Source organism: Micromonospora rhizosphaerae (assembly GCF_900091465.1).
Classification (GTDB): domain Bacteria; phylum Actinomycetota; class Actinomycetes; order Mycobacteriales; family Micromonosporaceae; genus Micromonospora; species Micromonospora rhizosphaerae.
On the sequence record NZ_FMHV01000002.1, the window covers coordinates 1,696,705 to 1,718,499 of the forward strand.

General features: G+C 73.8%; 15 protein-coding genes and 1 pseudogene. 11 read left to right on the plus strand and 5 right to left on the minus strand.

Going from position 1 to position 21,795, the window contains the following annotated elements; all coding sequences use genetic code 11:
* The first annotated feature begins 51 nt into the window (after window positions 1-51).
* Window positions 52-537, plus strand: a complete 486-nt coding sequence (locus GA0070624_RS36790; protein ID WP_091338452.1) for a hypothetical protein — start codon at window positions 52-54, stop codon at window positions 535-537.
* A 137-nt stretch (window positions 538-674) separates the two neighbouring features.
* On the opposite strand, the gene GA0070624_RS08300 is transcribed toward GA0070624_RS36790, so the two are convergent.
* Entirely contained in the window at window positions 675-869 is a 195-nt protein-coding gene (locus GA0070624_RS08300) for a hypothetical protein (RefSeq protein WP_091338455.1), read from the minus strand.
* 99 nt (window positions 870-968) lie between these two features.
* Between GA0070624_RS08300 and GA0070624_RS08305 the strand changes: the two genes are divergently transcribed.
* From GA0070624_RS08305 to GA0070624_RS08315, 3 genes are all read left to right on the plus strand, one after another.
* A complete protein-coding gene (locus GA0070624_RS08305) occupies window positions 969-3,782 on the plus strand; it encodes an AfsR/SARP family transcriptional regulator (RefSeq protein ID WP_141714958.1) in 2,814 nt (937 codons plus the stop codon).
* A 113-nt stretch (window positions 3,783-3,895) separates the two neighbouring features.
* Window positions 3,896-4,420 (plus strand): sigma-70 family RNA polymerase sigma factor, encoded by a 525-nt coding sequence (locus tag GA0070624_RS08310; RefSeq protein WP_141714959.1) that lies wholly within the window; start codon window positions 3,896-3,898, stop codon window positions 4,418-4,420.
* A 127-nt stretch (window positions 4,421-4,547) separates the two neighbouring features.
* Window positions 4,548-7,526: an AfsR/SARP family transcriptional regulator gene (locus GA0070624_RS08315; RefSeq protein WP_176731626.1), complete on the plus strand. Its 2,979-nt coding sequence runs from the start codon at window positions 4,548-4,550 to the stop codon at window positions 7,524-7,526.
* A 42-nt stretch (window positions 7,527-7,568) separates the two neighbouring features.
* Here GA0070624_RS08315 and GA0070624_RS08320 read toward each other — a convergent pair whose 3' ends face one another.
* The gene (locus GA0070624_RS08320; protein WP_091338467.1) at window positions 7,569-10,934 is read right to left on the minus strand and encodes a S8 family peptidase; all 3,366 of its coding nucleotides are present in this window, start codon (window positions 10,932-10,934) and stop codon (window positions 7,569-7,571) included.
* Between the two features lie 551 nt (window positions 10,935-11,485).
* Between GA0070624_RS08320 and phoH2 the strand changes: the two genes are divergently transcribed.
* The 5 genes from phoH2 (at window position 11,486) to GA0070624_RS08345 (ending at window position 17,470) form a co-directional block, all read left to right on the plus strand.
* Window positions 11,486-12,901 carry an RNA 5'-3' helicase PhoH2 gene (gene phoH2 / locus GA0070624_RS08325; protein WP_091338471.1) on the plus strand — a complete coding sequence of 472 codons (1,416 nt, stop codon included), beginning with the start codon at window positions 11,486-11,488 and terminating at the stop codon, window positions 12,899-12,901.
* A 285-nt stretch (window positions 12,902-13,186) separates the two neighbouring features.
* Window positions 13,187-13,861, plus strand: a complete 675-nt coding sequence (locus tag GA0070624_RS08330; protein ID WP_091338474.1) for an aggregation-promoting factor C-terminal-like domain-containing protein — start codon at window positions 13,187-13,189, stop codon at window positions 13,859-13,861.
* 114 nt (window positions 13,862-13,975) lie between these two features.
* On the plus strand, window positions 13,976-14,635 hold the full coding sequence (locus tag GA0070624_RS08335; protein ID WP_091338477.1) for a rhomboid family intramembrane serine protease: 660 nt from the start codon (window positions 13,976-13,978) through the stop codon (window positions 14,633-14,635).
* A gap of 113 nt (window positions 14,636-14,748) precedes the next feature.
* Window positions 14,749-15,717, plus strand: a complete 969-nt coding sequence (locus GA0070624_RS08340) for an NAD(P)/FAD-dependent oxidoreductase (RefSeq protein WP_091338480.1) — start codon at window positions 14,749-14,751, stop codon at window positions 15,715-15,717.
* Window positions 15,718-15,775: 58 nt separating this feature from the next.
* Complete coding sequence (locus tag GA0070624_RS08345; protein ID WP_091338483.1) at window positions 15,776-17,470, plus strand: hypothetical protein; 1,695 nt, start codon at window positions 15,776-15,778, stop codon at window positions 17,468-17,470.
* 7 nt (window positions 17,471-17,477) lie between these two features.
* Here the strand turns inward: GA0070624_RS08345 and GA0070624_RS08350 are convergent, their stop codons facing one another.
* Window positions 17,478-18,164 carry a TetR/AcrR family transcriptional regulator gene (locus tag GA0070624_RS08350; RefSeq protein ID WP_091338518.1) on the minus strand — a complete coding sequence of 229 codons (687 nt, stop codon included), beginning with the start codon at window positions 18,162-18,164 and terminating at the stop codon, window positions 17,478-17,480.
* 145 nt (window positions 18,165-18,309) lie between these two features.
* On the opposite strand from GA0070624_RS08350, the gene GA0070624_RS35595 reads away from it, so the two are divergent.
* Entirely contained in the window at window positions 18,310-19,257 is a 948-nt protein-coding gene (locus GA0070624_RS35595) for an NAD-dependent epimerase/dehydratase family protein (RefSeq protein WP_245718704.1), read from the plus strand.
* On the opposite strand, the pseudogene GA0070624_RS35600 reads toward GA0070624_RS35595, so the two are convergent.
* A pseudogene (locus GA0070624_RS35600) lies at window positions 19,189-19,519 on the minus strand (DMT family transporter); the annotation flags it as partial. The gene GA0070624_RS35595 and the pseudogene GA0070624_RS35600 sit on opposite strands and share 69 nt — an antisense overlap.
* Window positions 19,516-20,547 (minus strand): class II fructose-bisphosphatase, encoded by a 1,032-nt coding sequence (gene glpX / locus GA0070624_RS08360; protein ID WP_091338521.1) that lies wholly within the window; start codon window positions 20,545-20,547, stop codon window positions 19,516-19,518. The pseudogene GA0070624_RS35600 and the gene glpX, both read right to left, overlap by 4 nt.
* A gap of 240 nt (window positions 20,548-20,787) precedes the next feature.
* Here glpX and GA0070624_RS08365 point away from each other — a divergent pair, with 240 nt between their 5' ends.
* On the plus strand, window positions 20,788-21,570 hold the full coding sequence (locus GA0070624_RS08365) for a DUF4245 domain-containing protein (protein WP_091348385.1): 783 nt from the start codon (window positions 20,788-20,790) through the stop codon (window positions 21,568-21,570).
* Window positions 21,571-21,795 lie beyond the last annotated feature (225 nt).

The window sequence follows — 21,795 nt, forward strand, 5'->3', positions numbered from 1 at the left end:
GCGCGCCACCGCGGTACGGCCCGGCGTGCCCGCGCCGGCGGGAGCGGCCGGATGAGCCCGTTCCTCGCGGTCGTCCTCGTTCTCGTCCTCGCCTCGACCAGCTACGCGGCCGGTCGGCTGCACGGCCAGCTCAGCTACCGGATCGGCTACCGCTTCGGCTACCGCCAGGGCTACTTCGACGGCGACCGGGGCGCCTGGAACCGGCGTCGCCGGGACGCCCAGGCCGTCATCGCCTCGGCGGGGGCCGGCCCGGTCGCCGCTCCGCCGCACCCCGCCCCGGTGCCGCTCACCGGCACGGCGACGTCGGCCCCGGTGCGGGTCGGCGGCACGGCGACGTCGGCCCCCGTGTCGCGCGGCAACCCGGCCACGCCCGGTTTCGGATCGCCCGGCCCCGGGGCGCGCGGCGGCGCGACGGCCAGACTCGGCGGCGCCGGCGCTCGGCAGGGCACCACCTACACCGGATCCTCGTTCGCGGCCTCCGTCGGCACGATCAGCGGGCGACACCCGACCGGGACCCTGGTCCGCCGGCAGGGCTGAGGTCCACCATGGACACGGTGCGTCGTCCGCGGCGGACACGCACCGTCGGGGCCACGTCAGACCGGTGACGCTGGTCCCGCCGGCCGGGATGCGCGCAGGGGGCATGCATCCCGGCCGGTCCGCCGCGCCTCGTTCACTTATTCGGCGAGCGTGCCCGACCCGGACGCGGCCAACTCGCGGCACAACTCCTGACAGCCGACCAGCGCCGCGTCGCTGCGGCGACGCCGGCACGCGTTGACCTCCAACACACCGTACGGCCCGTCGAAAAGGCCGACCTCGCCGACGACGCCCTGCCGGACGCGCTCGGCCATCGAACTGACCACCGTCGTCATCGGCCCTGCCTCTCCCGTCGCCGTCCCGGAGACCCAGTCTCGCCCCTGGGCCTGTGGCCGCAAGCTCCGGTGGCGGATCGGCCGGTTACCGTTGCCGGTGTGCGAGCGGCGGCGGGAGAGACGATCCGTTTCTCGGTGCTCGGCTCGATCAGGGTCGTCCGCGCCGGCGCCGAGCTGCATCTGGGCGCCCGCCAGCAGCGCCTGGTGCTCGCGTTGCTGCTGGCCCGGGCCGGTTCCCCGGTCTCCCTGGCCGAGCTGGTCGACCTGCTCTGGGACGAGGACGCCCCGGCCAGCGCCGCGAACGTCGTGCACCGGCACGTCGGGGTGCTCCGGCGGCTGCTCGAGCCCGGCCTGCCCACTCGGTCGGCGGGCCGGCACATCCTCCGGGAGCTCTCCGGCTATCGGCTGCGCGCCGACGAGGAGTCCCTCGACCTGCTGAAGTTCCGGTCGCTGAGCCGGCTGGCGGGCCGGAGCCTGCAGGACGGCGACCCGGAGTCGGCGCTGCGGCATTCCCTCGACGGGCTGCGGCTGTGGCGCGGCCGGTGCGCCGCGGGCCTGGAACCGGCCTCCCGCCGGCATCCCGCGTTCCTCGCCGTGGAGGCCGAACGCGCCCAGGCCGTGCGCGAGGCCGCCGACGCCGCCGAGCGCTGCGGCCGGCTGAGCGCCGTGCTGGTGTCGTTGCGGCAGGCCGCCGAGCAGCACCCACTCGACGAGTCGCTGCAGAGCCGGTTGCTGCTGGCGCTCGCCGCCGACGGCCGCCAGGCGGAAGCCGTCGAGATGTACCGGGTGGTGCGCCGCCGGCTCGCCGACGATCTGGGCATCGATCCGGGCGAGGAGCTGCGGGAGGCGTACGACCGGGTGCTGCACCAGCGCACCCGGCCGGCGCGTACCGAGTCGCCGTCGCCACTCCCCCGGCCCGTGCAGCTGCCGCCGGACCTGCCCTTCTTCAGTGGCCGGGACGACCTCATCGCCGAGGCCCGCGCGGCGGTAGCGCGCCCGGGCGGGCCGGCGGTGCTCGCGATCGACGGCATGCCCGGGATCGGCAAGACCGCCCTCGCCGTCCACCTTGCCCACGAGTTCGCCGCCGGCTACCCGGACGGGCAGCTGTATGTCGACCTGCGCGGATACGACGGGCGGGAGCCGGCGATGAGCCCGGCCGAGGCGCTGCGCGGCTTCCTCGGCTCGCTCGGGGTGCCCCAGGAGGGCATTCCCGACGAGCTGCACGCCCAGGCGGGCATGTACCGCAGCAGCCTTGCCGGCCGGCGCCTGCTGATCGTGCTCGACAACTGCCGGGACGCCGAGCAGATCCGGCACCTGCTGCCGGGCAGCCCCGGCTGTCTGGTGATCGTTACCAGCCGCAGCCGGCTCAGCACCCTGCTGACCACGGCCGGCGCCCACCCGTTGCCGGTCGGCCTGCCGAGCGTCGACGAGGCCCGCGCGGCGCTCCTGGGGCCGCTCGGCGCCGGCCGCGTCGCAGCGGACCCGGCCGCGATCGACGCCATCATCGCCAGCTGCGGGCGGCTGCCGCTCGCGCTGGCCGTGGTGGCCGCCCGCGCGGCGAGCCTGCCGCGGACGCCACCGGCGCAGATCGCCGCCGAGCTGGCCCAGGCGCCCGGGAGCCTGGACGGCTTCGACGGCGACGACCCGCAGACCGGCCTGCGTGCCGTCTTCTCCTGGTCCTACCAGGCACTCTCCGCCCCGGCCGCCCGGCTCTTCCGGCTGCTGCCGATCCATCCCGGCCCCGACATCTCGATCGCCGGGGCGGCGGGCCTGGCCGGCGTCCCGCTGCGGACCGGGCGGGCGCTGATCGGCGAGCTGAGCCGCGCGCACCTGATCAGCGAGGACCTGCCGGGCCGCTACCGCACCCACGACCTGCTGCTGGCCTATGCCACGGAGCTCGGCGAGGAGCACGACAGCCCGGCCGAGCGCGCCGCCGCGGAGCTGCGTTGCCTGCAGTTCTACCGGGCCACCTGCTATCAGGCGGACCGGCGGCTGCTGGCCTCCGAGTACCATCCGATGATCGAGCCGGGGCCGGGCGAGACCCCGCTGCGCTTCGCCGGCCACGGCGACGCCATGCGCTGGTTCACCGCCGAGCGGCAGGTCCTGATCGCGCTGGTCGGCCGGGCCGCCCGGCAGGGCCGGCACACCGACGCCTGGCAGCTCGCCCTGGGCATGCAGCACTTCTTCGACCGCAGCGGCCGGTGGGCCGACTGGACGACGACCGGCGAGGTGGCCCTCGAGGCCGCCCGGGCGGGCGGCGACCTGGTCGGGCAGGCCCGGATGCACCGCAGCCTGGCCGGGGCGGCCTACTTCCGGCGCGAGCACGAGACCGCGGTCGGGCATCTCGACCAGGCGCTCGAGCTGCTCGCCCGGCTCGGCCTGCACGACGAGATGACCCGGGCCGGGATCAACCGGGCGATGATCCTGGGCGCCCAGGGGCGACACGAGGAGGTCGTCCGGACGCTTTCCGCGGCGCTGGGGCCATGGGCGGCCGGAGACGACAAACTGCTGGCGGACGCCCTGGTGATCATGGCTGCGAGCAACGCCGAACTGGGCCGGGAGGAAGAGGCCGTGCGCTGCGCCGAGCGGGCGATGGCGCTGTCGCGCGGAGCGCAGTACAGGCTGGGCATCGCCGAGGCGTGGGAGGTGCTCGGCCAGGTGCATTCCGCCCGCCGGGAGCTCGGCAAGGCGGTCGACTGCTGGCGCGAGGCGGCCGTCGCATACCAGGAGGCCTCGGCGTCGGCGCCGGCCGCGGAGGTGCTGGCGCTGCTCGGCGATGCCCTCGCCGCCGCAGGCGACCAGGACGCCGCGGTGCGGGCGTGGCAGGAGGCGCTGGCCCTGATCCCGTACGCGCAGACCCGGACCGGCCGGCGGCTGGCCGGCCTGCTCGCGGCGGTCACGTCGCGTCCGTGACCGATTGCGATCGGCGACGGCACTCGATCCGCACTTACCTGTCAGTCCATTCGCATCGATCGTCCCTAGGCTCGTGCCTCAGTCACCGTTGCTCCTGCCTGTGGGGAGATATCGTGCTGCGGGCACCCGACGGATCACCGGCCGGCCGGGCCGAGCGCATGACCGCGCTGCATGCGGACCACGCCCGTGCCGTGCTGCGTCTCCTGCTCGTGCTGACCCGCGAGCAGCGGCAGACCGCCGAGGATCTGCTCCAGGAGACGATGCTGCGGGCCTGGCGGCACCTCGACTCGGTGCCGGCCGAGCCCGATGCCGCCCGCCGGTGGCTCTACACCGTCGCCCGGCGGCTCGTCATCGACGGCGTTCGGCTGCGGCGGGGCCGCCCGGCCGAGGTCCATCTCGTCGACATGACCTGGATTCCCGCTGGTGACGACACCACCGGCACCGCGCTGGCGGCGCACGCCATTCGGCACGCGCTCGGCCGGCTGAGCCCGGCGCAGCGCAGTCTGCTCTCCGAGGTCTACCTGGTCGGGCGGTCACCGGAAGAGGTCGCGGGCCGGCTGGGAGTGCCGATCGGCACGGTGAAGTCCCGGACCCACTATGCGCTGCGCGCCCTGCGCACCGGCCTCGAGGCGGCCTGAGCAGGGACGACTCCGCCCGGCCGGCGATCCGGCCGCTGAGCCGAAGCTCACCTTGCCGCAACGCGCGTCCGGGGCCCTGGCATGCTATGGCGATCGTGGCAACCAGCCCTTCATGGATCGCATCAAGATGACGAGCCCGCTCTCTTTCGCCGTTCTCGGCCCGGTGCGGGCCTGGCGCGGCCAGTCCGAAATCGACCCGGGCACCCGGCAGCAGCGGCTGATCCTGGCGTTGCTGCTCGCCCGGGCCGGCGGCGCGGTCAGCGTCGCCGAGCTCGTCGACCTGCTCTGGGAGTCCGACCCCCCGCCCAGCGCGGTCAATGTGGTGCAGCGGCACGTCGGGATGCTCCGGCGGCGCTTCGAGCCGGGACTGCCGACGCGGGCAGCGGGCTCGGTGCTGATCCGCGACGGCGCCGAGTACCGGCTGCGGATCGACGGGGAGTCGCTCGACCTGCTGCGTTTCCGGCGCCTGGTCGCCGAGGCCGGTGGCAGCTCCGGCGAGCCGGCCGTCGAGCTCTACCGGGAGGCGCTGGCGCTGTGGCGCGACCGGTGCGCCTCGGGCCTGCAGGCCGGCGGCCGGGCCCATCCGGAGTTCGTCGCTGTCGACGGCGAGCGGCTTGCGGCCGTCCGGGCGGCGGCCGACGCCGCCTTGCGGGCCGGGTGCGTCCACGCGGTGCTGCCCGCGATCCGGCTGGCCGCCGAATACGAGCCGCTGGACGAGGCACTGCAGGCGCGGCTGCTGCTCGCGCTCGCCGCGGACGGCCGGCGGGCCGAGGCCCTCAAGGCTTATGCCGACATCGAGCACCGGCTCGCCGACGAGCTCGGCATCCAGCCGGGCGGCGAGCTGCGCGCGGCCCGGGACCGCCTGCTCGACCACGACGCCCCGGCCGACGGCTCCAGGTCGCGGCGCGGCGTCAGACCGGCCTTCATTCGGCCCGGAGTGCCGCCTAGCCGCGCGGAGGCCGGGTTTGGTCGCCCGGCCTTCATTCGGTCCGGAGTGCCGCCTAGCGGCGCGGAGGCCGGGTTTGGCCGCCCGGCCTTCATTCGGTCCGGAGTGCCGCCTAGCGGCGCGGAGGCCGAATTATGGCCGCCAGCCGAGCTGGAGTTGTCGCAGTCGACCCGGGCCGAGCCGCCGGCGCAGTTGCCGGCCGACCACCGCTACTTCACCGGCCGCCGCGGCGTCATGGCCACCGCGGAAGAGCTGCTGGCCGGAGACCGACGGACCACCGCGCTGGTCATCGACGGAATGCCCGGCGTCGGCAAGACCACCCTCGCGGTGCACCTGGCCCACCGGCTGGCCGCCCGTTACCCCGACGGGCAGTTGTACGCGGACCTGCGCGGTTTCGGCTCCGGCGAGTCGGTGATGACACCGGCGGAGGCGCTGCGCGGCTTCCTGTGGTCCCTCGGGGCCGCGCCGGCCGCCATCCCGGCCGAGCTGCACGCCCAGGCCGGCCTCTATCGCAGCATCCTGGCCGAGCGCCGGATGCTGATCCTGCTCGACAACTGCCGCGACTGGGATCAGATCCGGCACCTGCTGCCCGGCACCGGTGGCAGTCTCGTCATCGCCACCAGCCGCCGCCGGATCACCGGCGTGGCCGGCCCGGCGGGCGCCCACCCGCTGCACCTCGACCTGCTGACCGACGCCGAGGCCCGCGAGCTGCTCACCCGCCGGCTCGGCGACGCGGCGGCCGCCGACCCGGCCGCCGTCGACGAGATCATCGCGCGGTGCGGCCGGCTGCCGCTGGCCCTGGCGCTGGTCGCCACCCGCACCGTCGGCCGGCCCGGTCTCAGCCTGTCCGCGGTCGCTGGTGAGCTGGCCGAGGCCGACGGCCGGCTGGCCGGCTTCGGGGACGCCCGCGCCGATCTGGAGGCGATCTTCTCCTGGTCCTACCGGGCCCTGACTCCCGAGGCCGCCCGGCTCTTCCGGCTGCTGCCCCTGCACCCGGCCGGGGAGCTGAGCACGGAAGCGGCGGCCGCCCTGGGCGGCCTGTCCCTGCGCTCCGCCCGCGGCCTGCTCGTCGAGCTCGGGACGCAGCTGCTGGTTCAGCCCGGCGACGGCCGGTGGCGGATGCATGATCTGCTGCGCGCCTACGCCGTGGAGCTCGGGGAGGAGCACGACGACGCGGCCGAGCGGGACGCTGCCATCGAGCGGGTCTACGACTATTACCAGCTCAGTGCGTACGCGGCGCACCTGCCACTGCAGCCGCAGGTGCCGCTGCCGGAGCCGGAGCCGTCCGAGCGCGGGGTCACCGGGCGCGGCTTCACCGGCCGGGCCGACGCGATGGCCTGGTTCGCCGTCGAGCAGCGGGTGCTGACCGACATCGTCGCGCGGGCCAAGGAGCGCGGCCGACCTCGCACGGCCTGGCAGATCGCATTGGCCCTGCAGAACTTCTTCCAGGACACTGCACAGTTCAAGCAGTGGGCGGCAGTGGTGAGCGCCGGCCTCGCCGCGACCGGGGACGACCGCGCCGCCCAGGCCCTGCTGCACCGCAGCCTCGCCGGCGCCTGCTATTTCCTGGCCGATCTGGACCGCGGGCTGTCGCACCTGCAGCACGCCCGGGCGCTTTTCGACCGGCTCGGCCGGCGCACCGAGCAGGGCCACGTGGAGAACAACATCGCCGAGATCCGGCTGGACCAGAGGCGCTACCACGAGGCGATCCAGCATGCCGAGGCCGCGCGGGCGCTCTTTCGCGCCGAGGGCGACGTGCGGGGCGCCACCAACGCCCTGCTGGCCATCGCGCGGGCACAGGGCTGGCTCGGCCGGCACGCCGAGGCGCTGGGCATGTTCGCCGAGGCGCGGCGGCAGTTCGAGGCCCTCGGCGACCTGCACGGGGTGGGTACCAGCCAGGCCTGGCTGGCACACACGTACTCGATGATCGACGACGTGCCGCACGCGCTGGCGATCTGGCAGCAGGCGATCGACACCTTCCGCGGCGCCCGGGCCCGCTACCACACTGCGGAGGTGCTGGTCTCCATCGGCGACTTCCACTCCGCCAACGGCGACCCGGCCGTGGCCGGGCAGGCGTGGAGCGAGGCCCTCGCCGAGCTCGACGGGACGGACTCGCCGTTGGCCCGGCGGATCCGCGACCGGCTGCTCTGGCACCGGTGACCCGGACGCGGCGCCGGTGGGCGCCGCGTCCGGGGCCCACCCTCAGTAGCGGTAGGCGCGGATGATGGTCTGCTTGACCGTGTTACCGCTGGTGTCCGTCGCGGCGGCGCGCAGCGAGACGAAGCCGGTGCCGGCCGGGTTGTGCACCCAGACGACCGCCTTCTCGCCGGACCGCTGCACGGTCAGCTGCTGCCAGGTCTTGCCGTCGTCGAAGGACGCCTCGACGGTCAAGCTCGTGGCCTGGCCCGGCTCCGCCCCGATCTGACGGTCGAGCGAGACCGGGATCGCGAACAGCTGGTTGGCCGGCGCCCGGTTGTTGATGTTGAGCTCCGGGGTGTACCGGATCGCCGTCATCGGTAGCTTCACCAGTTCACCGTCGCTGACGTGCCCGGACTTGAAGGTCCACTCCGCGTCGACCACCGTCGACAGGGTGAACGCCGGGTCGCTGCGGAAGGTCGCGGTCAGCCGGTAGTCACCCGTCTCCGCAGGCACGTTCCACACCCAGGGGGTCTGGTTCGCGTCGCCGACCTTGACCCCGTTGCGGTAGAGGTTCACCTGCACGCTGCCGCCGCGAGCGAACCGGAAGCCCATGTGCCCGGTGCCGTCGCCGTGCAGCGGCCCCGGCCCGCCGATGTTGTCGCCCCAGTAGCGGGTGGCGAACTGCTGGCCGAAGTTCGGCTCCGGGAAGACCGGCCCGGCCACCGCGTTGGCCCATTTCACGTTGTACGTGCGCCCGGGCTGGAAGCTGGTCCACGCCGACTGGTAGTACGTGTACCTCGGCTGGGCCGAGGTCGACTGCCACACCGCCTGCTTGTCCTGGTTGTAGTACTCGGTGATGGTGCTCGGCACGTCATAGGTGAACCAGGGCGGGACGTTGCGCTCGTCGCGGTAGATCGGCGAGTTGCCGGGCGCGTGCGCGACCGCGGTCCGCGCAACCGGCACCCCGGCCACGTCCGCGCTGATCTGGGAGCGGACCGTGGCGAAGTCGCCCACGCCCAGCTTGCGGGTCAGCCCCGTCATCATCTCCTCCGGCTGGTAGAGGTAGACCCGGTAGGCGTACGGGCTGTTGTGCAGGCTGCCCTGGCGCACCTGGCCCCACATCCCGTGGACGTAGGAGACGAAGCCGGGCGTCTTGCCGGCCCCGATCTGCGCGGTCCGTACGCGGTCGAAGGGGACGTTCATCAGCACGGCGTACGGGTCGTTGCTGCCCCAGATCTGCGGCTGCTCGGTCCGGATCGTCCAGCCGGACTCCTGCCAGACCGCGGTGGCCTTCGGGTTCGGCACCGACACCGCGATCGCCTTCGCCAGGCGGGTGTCCATGGTGAGCGCCTGGTCCGTGGTGAGGTCGAGGCTCGGGCGCACCAGCGACGTGATGTCCGGATGGAGCGGGTCGCCGCTCACCATGTAGGTCTGGACCAGGTAGCGGCCCGCGCGGACCCGGTACCTGGTGGCCGCGGGGTCGCCGAGCACCAGGATGGTCTGCCGGTCCAGGTCGAGCAGGACAGTCACCCAGCCCTGCTCGGCCGTGGGCGCTCCGCCGTCCGGCCCGACGAGCTTGAGGGCCAGCTCGTGGCGAGCGACGTCGAGCGCCACCGGGGTCTGCACCTGCGCGCCGCCGCCGGTGGCGGTCACCTCACCGCCGAAGTAGCGGTCGGGCAGGTCCCCGCCGGCCTGCACGTTGACGGTCACGGTGGCCGTGCCGCCGGCGGGCACCGTCACCGAGGAGGCGCTGAGGCTGAACAGGCCGGCCGGCGCCGGGGCGCCGTCGGCGTCCTTGGCGTCGAGGGAGACAGCGAGGGTGAGGTCAGAAGAGCCGCTGTTCGCGTACGTGACCGTGCGCTGCTGCGCAGCGGTGGTCCGTTCGAAGGCGACACTGACCGGGCTCGCCGTGACGGGCTGCTGGATCGCCCGGGCGACATTGAGGAAGCCCGCGCCCTGCTCGTAGACACCGATGGCGTCGCTCGGCTGCGCGGCCGCCATCAGCGTGGACTTGATCCGCTCAGGCGCCCAGTCCGGGTGCTGCTGGGCCAGGATCGCCGCCGCGCCGGCCACGTGCGGAGTCGCCATCGAGGTGCCGGAGAGGCTGGTGTACTGCGGATTCTCAGGGTACGGGAACCGGTCGGAGGTCGAGCTACGGGCGGCGACGATGCCGACGCCGGGCGCGGTGATGTCCGGCTTGATGCCGGCGTCGGCCGTGCGCGGTCCCCGGCTCGAGAACTCGGCCAGCTCGCCCGTCTTGGTAACGGCGCCCACGGTCAGCGCCTCCTCCACGTCGCCGGGCGAGCTCACCGTGGACTCGCCGGCCTCGCCGCTGTTGCCCGCGGCGACGACGAAGAGCACGCCGTAGCGGTGGGTGAGGTCGGCCAGGGCCGCCTCGATCGGGTCGGTCTCCGGGCTGTCCGGGCCGCCGAGGCTCATGTTGGCGACCTTGACGCCCTGCTGCGCCACCCAGGTCATGCCGGCCACGATCGCCGACTCCGGGCAGCCGTATTCGACGCAGACCTTGGCGCTGTAGAGGGTCGCGCCGGGCGCCATGCCCTTGTAACGGCCCTGCGAAGCGGCCGCGGTGCCGGCGATGGTCGAGGCGACGTGGGTGCCGTGGCCAACCCGGTCAAGGGTGTCCGGGTCAGAGGTGAAGTTCTGCGCGGCGGCGACACGGTCGGCCAGGTCGGGGTGGGTCTGGTCGATGCCGGTGTCGATCACGCCGACCTTCACCCCCGTTCCCGTCCAGCCGGCCTGCCAGGCCTGCGGCGCGCCGGTCAGCGGGACGCTCACGTCGAGGGTGGGGTGGCGCAGGCCGTCGAGCCAGATCTTGTCGACCCCGGCCCGCAGTTGCCGCTCGGTGCCACTCGCGGCGGACGTGATGGTGTTCCAGAAGGACACCGCGTCCGCGCGGCTCTCCGCGACCGCGCTTGCCCCGGGAAGCTCCCGGGTGGTCCGGCCGCCGGCGATGCGGGCGGGGGCAGCGCTGCCGTGCTGGACGATGAGCGGCAGGGTGGCCCGGCTGTCGTCGTAGCCGAAGCCGACCAGCGTCGAGATGTCGAAGAGCCGCTCGTCGAGCTTGCCCCGGTTGAGCAGGCCGACGGCGTCGGCGGGGATGACCCGCACGTCCTCGCCGGCGCTGTGGGTGATGAACGGGATCCGTTCCCGTCCCTTGCCCGGCACGACGTCGACTGCCGTCTGGCCGTCCACAGTGCTGACGTGGACGGTGTCGCCGGTGAGCAGAGTGACCGTCCGGGGCTTGGACGCGACCGCGGGTGTGGTCGCCGGCTTCGCGGACGCGACCGCGGGTGTGGTCGCCGGCTTCGCGGCCCGGGGCTGCGCCGACGCCGGCGAACCGCCCGGAGCCACCGCCGAGACGCCCAGCACCAGCAGTGCCAGCGCCGATATCTTGCGAACTGATCTCATCATTCTCCTTGGAGGAAAGCGAGAGGTTTCCGGGTGCTCCGGACGTGACCGGCGGGTGAAAGTTCATCCCGAGTGATCTGGGTCACTGGGGTGCCCCGGCCACGCCGCCGCCCTCCTCCGCCACGCTCACCCTGCTGACCGGCGACCGCGTCACCGTCGAAGCCACCGGCTCCGGCTGCGGCCCGGGCGAGAATCGAGCCCGCCACCGCGAACGCTGTGATCCGGCAGAGCTGCGGCCCCGACGGACACCTGCACGTCATCCCGGCCGGGTGGCGGCGCAACTGGGCCCGGTGCTCGACCCGGCGCTCTTCGACGTCACCACCCTGATCGCCGACGGCTACGACGACGCTCCGGTCGATCGCTACAGAGTCGGCACTAGCCGAGGCGCGTCCGTGCCACTAGCGTCTAGGCATGGCACGGGGTTTTCCCGGGTCAGCCGGACAGCCCGGACCTGCGACCTCGCGCACGGGGCCCGCATCCGACCCCGTGTCCACCGGGCACCGGACGAGGCGGAACACGGGTGGCCGGGTGCCCATCCGCGGAGCAGGCCTGTGACGACTCGCCGTACCCCCGCCGGTACCGACCAGACCCCGGCCGCGACCTCCACGACCCGCCGGACCACCCGGAGCCGCCGCACGGCGGCCGCCGCGTCGGCCGGCACGAAGGAGCCCCGACCAGGCGGCCAGGCCTTCGTCCTGGACACGTCGGTCCTCCTCTCCGATCCTGCGGCGTTCCACCGCTTCGCCGAGCACGAGGTGGTGCTGCCCCTCGTGGTCATCTCCGAGCTGGAGGGCAAGCGGCACCACCCCGAACTCGGCTGGTTCGCCCGGCAGTCGCTGCGCATGCTCGACGAGCTGCGGGTGAAGCACGGCCGGCTGGACCGGCCCCTGCCCGCCAACGATCTGGGCGGCACGCTCCGGGTGGAGCTCAACCACACCGACGACGGAGTGCTGCCCCCTGGCTATCGCACCGATTCGAACGACGCCCGGATCCTCTCCGTGGCGCTCAACCTCGCCGCTGAGGGGCGGGAGGTCACCCTGGTCAGCAAGGACATGCCGCTACGGGTGAAGGCGGCCGCGGTGGGCCTGCGGGCGGACGAGTACCGGCACGGCCAGGCCAGCGATCCCACCTGGACCGGGATGGCCGAGCTCGAGTTGGGTGAGGAGCAGATCGCCCAGCTCTACGCGGGCGAGAAGGTGGACCTGGACGACGCGGCCGGCCTGCCCTGCCACACCGGGCTGGTGCTGCACTCGCCCCGTGGCTCGGCGCTCGGCCGGGTGCTGCCCGACAAGACCGTACGACTGGTCCGCGGCGACCGGGAGGCGTTCGGTGTGCACGGCCGCTCGGCCGAGCAGCGGATCGCCCTCGACCTGCTGCTCGACGAGTCCATCGGCATCGTCTCGCTCGGCGGGCGCGCGGGCACCGGCAAGTCGGCTCTGGCGCTCTGCGCCGGGCTGGAGGCGGTGATGGAGCGCCGCCGGCACCGGAAGGTGATCGTCTTCCGTCCGCTCTACGCGGTCGGCGGTCAGGAGCTCGGCTACCTTCCCGGCTCGGAGTCCGAGAAGATGTCGCCCTGGGCCCAGGCGGTCTTCGACACCCTCGGTTCGGTGGTGCACGAGAACGTGTTGGAGGAGGTCACCTCCCGGGGCCTGCTCGAGGTGCTCCCGCTCACCCACATCCGGGGCCGGAGCCTGCACGACGCCTTCGTCATCGTCGATGAGGCGCAGTCGCTGGAACGCGGGGTACTGCTCACCGTGCTGTCCCGGATCGGCCAGGGGTCGCGGGTGGTGCTCACCCACGACGTCGCCCAGCGGGACAACCTGCGGGTCGGGCGGCACGACGGGGTGACCGCGGTGATCGAGGCGCTGAAGGGCCATCACCTCTTCGCCCACGTCACGCTCAGCCGTTCGGAGCGGTCACCCATCGCCGCGATGGTGACGGATCTGTTGGAGGATATTCCGCTCTGACACCCAAACCGTGTCAGTTCTGTCCGCATTTGCGGGTGTTCACTTTGTGACGCAGGTCACAAAAGGGCCTCTTGGTTTCCCATCAGCCTCACTGTGCGCAATGGTGTCCAACGAGCGCCCACGCACCGGCAAGATCGTTGACGGTCGTTTCGTCACACGATGACGAAGATCGGCGAGCGCCAGTGCGTCGGCTGCGACCGTGGGTCGGGGCGCTCACGGCGGCGGCGCGGCCACGGACGGCCACGCCTGGCGTCGTGTCCTTGCCCCCGACGAAGGGACCACTTCGTGAGTCGGCTGTGGAGCCGGTTCGGCGCCCGCACGGCCGCTGTCGCACTGCTCTCCCTGGGCGTTGCCGGCGGCTTCTACCTGGGCGAAGACCGACAGACTCAGCAGGAGGGCCTGACCGCGCAGGTCGGCCTGGAGGTCGACCAGGCGGAGTACGCGTACCAGCGTGATCGGCAGGCCGACCACCGCATCGATTCGGCCAAGCAGCGGGCCGCCGAGTACCAGGCGAAGCTGCGGGCCGCCGCGGCGGCGAAGGAGGCCGCCGAGCGGGCCCGCGAGGCCGAGGCCGCCGCGGCGTCCCGAAAGAAGGCGCGCGAGGCGGACGCGGCGACCAAGCCGTACGACGGCCCGATCCCCACCTCCTGTGAGGAGTACAGCGGCAACCGGCAGATCGGCTGCGCGCTGATGCTCGAGGCGGGCTTCGGCATCGACCAGTTCCCGTGCCTGGACAAGCTCTGGACCAAGGAGAGCGGCTGGAACCACAAGGCCTACAACGCCTCGTCCGGCGCGTACGGGATCCCGCAGGCCCTGCCCGGCAGCAAGATGGCCACGGTCGCCGACGACTGGAAGACCAACCCGGCCACCCAGATCAAGTGGGGCCTCGGCTACATCGAGGGCCGGTACGACGACCCGTGCGGCGCCTGGCAGCACTCGCAGAGCAGCGGCTGGTACTGACCTGACGTCGACGACGGCGGGGTGTGTGGAATGCACACCCCGCCGTCGTCGTGTCGCGGTGTGGCGCGGCACGACAAGTGGCGGGCGGCCGCGATTGCTGATAGCTCTTAGTAAGTGACCTGGCGCAGTGGCCCGACGGGCGACGACCCCCACCGGTTCGGCACCGAGGCGTTCTACGCCTCGCTCGGCCGGGCCTTCGTCGCCATGTGCGCGGTGGTGCCGGTCCTCTTCCTCATCGAGGCGCTCGACGTCGGGCTGCACGCCAACCTCGACCTGGCCGCCGGCATCATCCCGCACCGGATCCAGGGGCTGGACGGCGTCATCTTCTCGCCGTTCCTGCACGCCGACTTCACCCACCTCTACAGCAACAGCATCCCGCTGATCCTGCTCGGCACCTTCGTGCTCGCCGCCGGCACCCGCCGGTTCCTCTGGTCGACCATGGTGATCGTTCTGGTCAGCGGGCTGGGGGTGTGGTTCACCGGCTCGCCCAACTCGGTGGTGGTGGGCGCCAGCGGCGTCATCTTCGGCTATCTGGGCATCCTGCTCACCCGCGGCATCGTCGAGCGGAGTTGGTGGAACTTCGCGGTGGTCCTGCTGGTCGGCCTGCTCTACGGCTGGCAGTTGTTCGGCATCCTCCCCACCGACGAGCGCATCTCCTGGCAGGGGCACCTGTTCGGGTTGCTCGGCGGGGTGGTGTCGGCGATCCTCTTTCGCCGGCGCCGGCCCGAGCTGGCCGCGCCCCAGCAGTCGGAGTCCCCGCTCACCCTGCTCTGACGCCGGGCCCGCGCCACGTCCGAACAGGTCGGAGATGCTTGCCCGGGGTCGCCCGCCCGCCTACCGTCGGCATCAGCACGCGTTGATCCGTGAGGCGAAAGTGACGGTACGTCATGCGCGAGGTCGATGTCGCCGTGATCGGGGCCGGTCCGGCCGGGCTCTTCACCGCGTACTACGCCGGGTTCCGCGGGCTCTCCGTCGCGGTCGTCGACGCGCTGCCCGAGCCCGGCGGTCAGATCACCGCGATGTACCCGGAGAAACTGATCTTCGACGTCGCCGGCCTCCCCACGATCAAGGGGCGGGATCTGGTGGCCAACCTGGTCGCCCAGGCCGCGCCCTTCGCGCCGGATTACCTGCTCGGCACCCGGGCGGAGAAGCTCTCCTACACCGACGGGCGGCCGGTGCTCGGCCTCGCCGGCGGGCAGCAGTTGGGCTGCGGGGCGGTGATCATCACCGGTGGGCTGGGCAGCTTCACGCCCCGGCCGCTGCCGGTGGCCGACAGCTTCGCCGGCACCGGGATCGTCTACTTCGTACCGCAGCCGGCCGAGCTGGCCGACCGGGACGTGCTGATCGTCGGCGGCGGGGACTCCGCCTTCGACTGGGCGCTGACGCTCCAGCCGCTGGCCCGCTCGGTGACCCTGGTGCACCGTCGGGAGAAGTTCCGCGCCCACGCGTCGACCGTCTCCCGGGTGCTGGGTCTGCCGGTCCGGGTGGTGGTCAACGCCGAGGTGACCCGGCTGCACGGCGACGATCGGGTGACCGGCGCGGAGATCACCATCCGGGGTGGCACAGCCGAGCTTCTGCCGGTCGACACGGTGATCGCCGCCCTCGGGTTCACTGCCGACCTCGGGCCGCTCGCCGAATGGGGGCTGCGGCTGGACCGCCGGCACGTCGTGGTCGACAGCGCGATGGCGACGAACCTGCCCCGGGTCTTCGCCGCCGGCGACATCACCGAATATCCGGGGAAGGTCCGGCTGATCGCGACCGGCTTCGGCGAGGCCGCCACCGCGGTGAACAACGCGGCGGTGGCCATCGACCCGAGCGCCCACCTCTTCCCCGGCCACTCCTCCGACGCCAGCTGAGCCCCGATCCAGGCCGGAGCGTGGCCGGATCGAGACCGGCCGCTGCCACGGTGGACGGATGGAACGACCGGAACGACGGCCCGATGCCGCCCGCGTCGCGCTGGCCTGGCTGGGCCATCCGGTCACGGTGCTCGCGCTGGTCGTGCTGGTGCTCAACGACCACGTGCTCAAGGCCGCCCAGCCCGGCTGGCTCACCGGCAAGCTCAGCGACGTCGCCGGCCTGGTGCTCGCCCCGCCGCTGGTCGCGACGCTCGTCGCGCTGACCGTGCCCCGGCTGCCGGCCCGGGCCGCTGTCGGGCTCGGGCTGGGTCTGGTCGGCGTCGGCTTCACCGTGGTCAAGACCAGCGGGTACGCCGCGGCAGCCGCCTCGGCGGCGTGGAGCGCGGTCAGCGGGCCATCGCTGGTCCGGGCCGACCGGACCGACCTGCTCGCCCTGCCGGCCCTGGCCCTGGCCGGGTGGAGCTGGCGCCGGGCCCGGCGCGATCCGGTGGGGCGCCGGTCGGCCCGGCTGGTCCGGCTGCTGGTGCTGCTGCCGGCGGCGACGCTCGCCGTGGCGGCCACCAGCCCGATCTGGTATCCCGACGCGCTGCGGGCGACGGTGGTCGACGGCCGGCTGGCCGCCGGTACCGGGTCGAGTTGGGATGCCGACAACGTGTCGCCCGTCGAGGCCTGGCGGGTGAGCGACGACGGGGGCGAGACGTGGCGGGATCCGACACCCGCCGAGGAGCAGGTCCTGAACCCGCCGTTCTCGCCGTCGCCCGGCGTTACGCCGCCGTCCGCGCTGCCCTCCATGCTGCCCTCCTTGCCGGCCCGGCAGAACTGCTCGGCCGCAACGCCGCAGCGCTGCTACCGCCTGGTGCCGGGGCGGATCCGGGTGGAGGAGAGCGACGACGCCGGCCGGACCTGGCGACCGGCCTGGGAGGTCACCGAGGAGCAGCGGGCGATCCTGAACCGGCAGTACCAGGACGCCGGACCGAACGGGGAGCGGATCGCCAGCCAGGACGTGGCCGTGCTGGACGTCGGCGGTGGCCGGCACGTGGTGCTGGTCGCGAACGGCCGGGACGGCTTCGCCGTGCGCGGGCCGGACGGCGACTGGCGGCGGATCGGCTTCCCCAGCGCCCCCGTGGCCGACCACCCCTTCAGCGGCAGCCCACCGCCGCTCGGCACGAGCGCACCCGCGGACCGCCACTCCGATCCGCTCCGCGCCGTGCTGCTGACGCTCGCCCTGGCCGAACTGGTGCTCGTCGTGTCGGGTGCGCGGGCCGGGCAGGCGGTCGGGAACGGTGTCTGGCTGCCGTCCCTGCTCGCTGCGGTCACGGTCGTCACCGTGCCGCTGCTGGCTGCGGTCTGGCTGAGCGACGACCTCCCGACAGTGGCGGCGGTCTTCGGCTGTGTCGTCCTGCTGCTCGGCGCGCCGTTTCTCGCCCTGGTCCCGAACTGGGTGCGGCACTGGTCCGGCCGATGGACCGCCGAGGTGTTGCTGGCCGCCGCGCTCACGCTGGTGCTGGCCGGGCTGCCGCTCGTCGGGTGGCTCTACGGTCGTCCGGCGTACGCCTCGACCGCGGTGGCGCTCGCCGCGCTGGCCACGGTGCCGGGGCTGATGCTCGGTTGGCGGGCCGCCCGGCTGGTCGGGCCATCCGCCCCGACCCCCGATCCGCCGTACCCGCCGGGGCTCGCGATCGGACCGCCCGCTCCGACCCCCGACCCGTCGTACCCGGTGCGGCCCGCGGTGCCGGAGGAACCGGCCCGTTGACCTGAGTTCAGGGCAGGCCGATCAGGTCGGCCATCAGGCCGGTCTGGTGGTCGAAGTACTCGTCCCGGTGCGGGACCGAGCGGTTGAGCCGGCCGAAGAGCTCGAAGCTGATCAGCCCGAAGAGCTGGGTCCAGCCGGCCATGCCGCGGGCCAGCACCGCCTCGGGCAGGCCGGGGAAGAAGCCGGCGGCGATCTCCGCCAGGTCCGCGCGGACCGGCTCGGGCAGGTCGTCGTCGGGCGGCGTGAGCTGGCCGCTGGCCAATCCGTCGTTCAGGATGCCGACCAGCACAACCGGGGGGCGCTGCGCTGGCCGGACGGTGTCCTCGGGGGCCGCGTAGCCGGGCACCGGGCTGCCGTAGAGCAGGGCGTACTCGGCCGGGTGGGCCAGCGCCCAGGCGCGGGCCGCCCGGCAGGCGGCATGCCAGCGTCCGCGCAGGTCGCGCCGGTCGAGAGCGGCGTCGGCCGCCTCCACCGCCGCGCCCAGCGCCTCGTACGCCTCGAGGATGAGCGCGGTGAGCAGGTCGTCCCGGCTGGAGAAGTAGCGGTAGATCGCGGACGAGACCATGCCCATGTCCCGGGCGACCGCCCGCAGCGACAGGTTGGCGCCGTCGGTGGCCAGGTGGCGGCGGGCCACGGCCTTGATCTCGTCGATCATGCCGGCGCGGACCCGGGCGCGGAGGGAGTGGGCGACCATGCACCCACTCTGCCATGCTTGAGAGCGCCAATCAAAACCGAGAGCACCGCTCTTGACTTGGCGGCGCCTCGACCGTCATGCTGATGCCGTCGCAACGAGAGCAGTGCTCTCGAATCGGATCCCTGCTTTGGAAGGTGGGCCTCCCATGGCTCTGCACGTGATCGTCGGCGCCGGACCCGTCGGCACCGCCACCGCCCGGCTGCTCGTCGAGCGGGGCGAGCGGGTGCGGGTGGTGACCCGCCGGGGCGCCGGACCCGAGCACCCCGCCGTCGAGCGGGTAGCCGCGGACGCCACCGACGCGGACCAGCTGGCCGCGCTGACCGAGGGCGCAGCTGCCCTCTACAACTGCGCCAACCCCCCGTACCACCGGTGGCCGACCGACTGGCCGCCGCTCGCCGGGGCGCTGCTCACCGCGGCCGAGCGGACCGGCGCCGTGCTCGCCACCGTCGGCAACCTCTACGGGTACGGCCCGGTCGACGTGCCGATGAGCGAGGCGACCCCGCTGCGCCCCAGCAGCGTCAAGGGGCAGGTGCGGGTGCGGATGTGGCAGGAGGCGCTGGCCGCCCACCGGGCCGGGCGGGTGCGGGTCACCGAGGTGCGCGGCTCGGACTACCTCGGCGCGGGCGCCCAGTCGGTCGTCACCGTCCTCGTCCTGCCCCGGGTGCTCGCCGGGAAGCGGGCCTTCGTGCCGGCGGACCTGGACGCGCCGCACAGCTGGACGTACGTCGGTGACGTGGCCCGGACCGTGGTGGCCGCGGCCGGCGACGAGCGCGCCCACGGGCGGGCCTGGCACGTGCCGACCGGACCGGCGGTGTCGCCGCGCGCGATCGCGGCCCGGGCGGCGGAGCTGGCGGGTGCTCCGACGCCGAAGCTGTCCCGGATGCCGGCGGCGGCGCTCCGGCTCGCCGGGCTGTTCGACCCGACCGCCCGCGAGATGCGGGAGATGGCCTACCAGTTCGACCGGCCGTTCGTGCTCGACTCCGCCGCCGCCACCGACGCCTTCGGCATCAAGCCGACCCCGCTGGACGACGCCCTCGCGGAGACCATCGCGGGCCTGCGCCCAGACCCCGCCGAAGCACTGACACGGGCGTAGCGACCCGTTTGCCCGCACCCCCCGCAGGCGGCCGGCCCCCCTGGCCGCCTGGGGTGGCGGGGAGCAGCACCAGCAGCAACAGCAGGCCCAGGCCGAACGAGACCACCGCGGCGGCGATCCCGTCGGCCAGCCGTACGCCCAACTCGCCGTTGATCCGGGACTGAACGGCCACCGCGACCCCGGAGACGGTCGCCAGCCCGATGCCGGCGATCCGCCGCGCGGTCGGCAGCGTGGGGGGTGCCGCGATCCCGGTCGCGCTCACTCCTGCTCGGCCAGCGGACGGCCGTCGAAGTCGACCGCCGAGTAGAGGGCCAGCTTCTCCAGCCGGTGGTACGAGTCGATCACCCGGATGGTGCCGCTCTTGGAGCGCATCACGATCGACTGGGTGTACGCCCCGCCGGCCCGGTAGCGCACGCCGCGCAGCAGGTCGCCGGAGGTGATCCCGGTCGCCACGAAGAAGCAGTTGTCCCCGGTGACCAGGTCGTCGGTGGAGAGCACCCGGTCCAGGTCGTGCCCGGCGGCGATGGCCTTGGCGCGCTCCTCGTCATCGCGCGGCCAGAGCTTGGCCTGCATGGCGCCGCCCATGCACTTGAGCGCGCAGGCCGCGGTGATCCCCTCCGGGGTGCCGCCGATGCCCATCAGCACGTCAACGTCGGACTCGCCGCGGGCCGCCGCGATGGCGCCGGCGATGTCGCCGTCGGTGATGAAGCGGATCCCCGCGCCGGTCCGCCGGATCTCCTTGACCAGGTCGGCGTGGCGGGGCCGGTCCAGCACGCAGACGCGGACCTCGGAGACGTCGGTCCCCTTGGCCTTGGCGATCCGGCGCAGGTTCTCCGCCACCCCGGCGTTGATGTCGACCACGTCGGCGTACGTCGGGCCGACGGCGAGCTTCTCCATGTAGAAGACGGCGCTGGGGTCGTACATCGCGCCGCGCTCGGCCACCGCGAGCACCGCGAGGGCGTTCGGCATGCCCTTGCTCATCAGCGTGGTGCCGTCGATCGGGTCGACCGCCACGTCCACCTCGGGGCCCGTGCCGTCACCGACCTCCTCGCCGTTGAAGAGCATCGGGGCGTTGTCCTTCTCGCCCTCGCCGATCACCACCACGCCCCGCATCGGGATCGAGTTGATCAGCTTGCGCATGGCGTCGACGGCTGCCCCGTCGCCGCCCTCCTTGTCACCGCGGCCGACCCACCGGCCGGCGGCCATCGCCGCGGCCTCGGTGACCCGGACCAGGTCGAGGGCAAGGTTACGGTCGAGATCCTGGGGGATCCGCGTCCTGGTGTTCGTCATGACGGCTTCCTCCTCGCGACGATGCGGGGTGGACCGGCAGGATGCGGCCGTCGCCGCTGCCGGCTTTGTCGCTGATCCTCACACGATGGCCAACGTAGCGCTGGGCCGGGGCGGGGATCGCCCGGTTCCCGCCAACCGGGCGGCCGCGGGAGCGTGCTCCTCCAGGCGATCGCCGCGGCGCCCTCGCCGGCCGCGGCGGTGGCCCGCTGGCCGCCGATCGGGGGCTGCGAGAATGGGCGGGTGGAACCCGCACAGCCCGCCGACCGCAAGCCCGCCGACACCACCCCGCCGGACGGCCAGCCGCCGGTCCGGCCGGTCGCCGAGCCGGCCCCGCCGGCCGGGGAGCCGGCACTGGTGGAGCCCACGGCTCCAGCCACCGGCGGCGAGCCGGCGCCCCGCGCCGGGGCGGGTGAGCCGGCGCAGGTCGAGCCGGTCCCTGGAGCGGCCCGGGCTGGGGCGAGCATCGACCCGGGGCTTTCCGGCGATTACCCCGCGCCGCCCGCCCGCCTGGACAAGCAACGCTCCGAGCGGTCGCCGAAGGACATGGCGCTTTCGCTGCTGGTGCTGCTGGTCCCGATCGCGCTGCTGCTCGCCTTCTACCGGGGCGTCCTCGGTGGCGACCAGCCCTCCACCGTCGACCCGACGCCCGCCGTGGAGCAGGCGCGAGCGGCCAACGCCTTCCCGGTCAGCCAGCCGAACGGCCTCGGCTCCGACTGGCGTACGGTCAGCGCCCACTACCAGGCGCAGGACGGAGGGTCGACGCTGCGGATCGGCTACCTGACCCCGGAGGGGCGTGGCGTGCAGCTCGTGCAGAGCAACCTGCCCGCCGACCGGCTGCTGCCGGCCGAGCTGAGCGGCGGGCAGCCGCAGGGCCCGGCCGACCTGGCCGGGGAGAGCTGGCAGCGCTACACCGCCCGGGGCAACGAGCAGGCGCTCGTGCTGCTCGAGCCGAGCCGGACGGTGATCGTGGTCGGTGACGCCCGGGAGCGGGAGCTGCGCCAGCTCGCCGGCGCGCTCCGCTGACCCGCGTCCCCTCCCGACCCCGGGCATTTCCGCTGGGCCGCCCCGGCTCGCTTCACCCGGACGCCTGACGCGTCCGGGCCGATCCGGGGACAGGGATTGCGGAAGGCCGCTTCAGGGAACAGAAGGGTGCACGAGCTCGCCGGGTCGCGCCGTCGGCCGGAGGCGGCTCGTGCGCCGGAGCCGGCGTCAGGGCTGCGGCGCCACGCCTCCGGCGCCTGCCGTGGG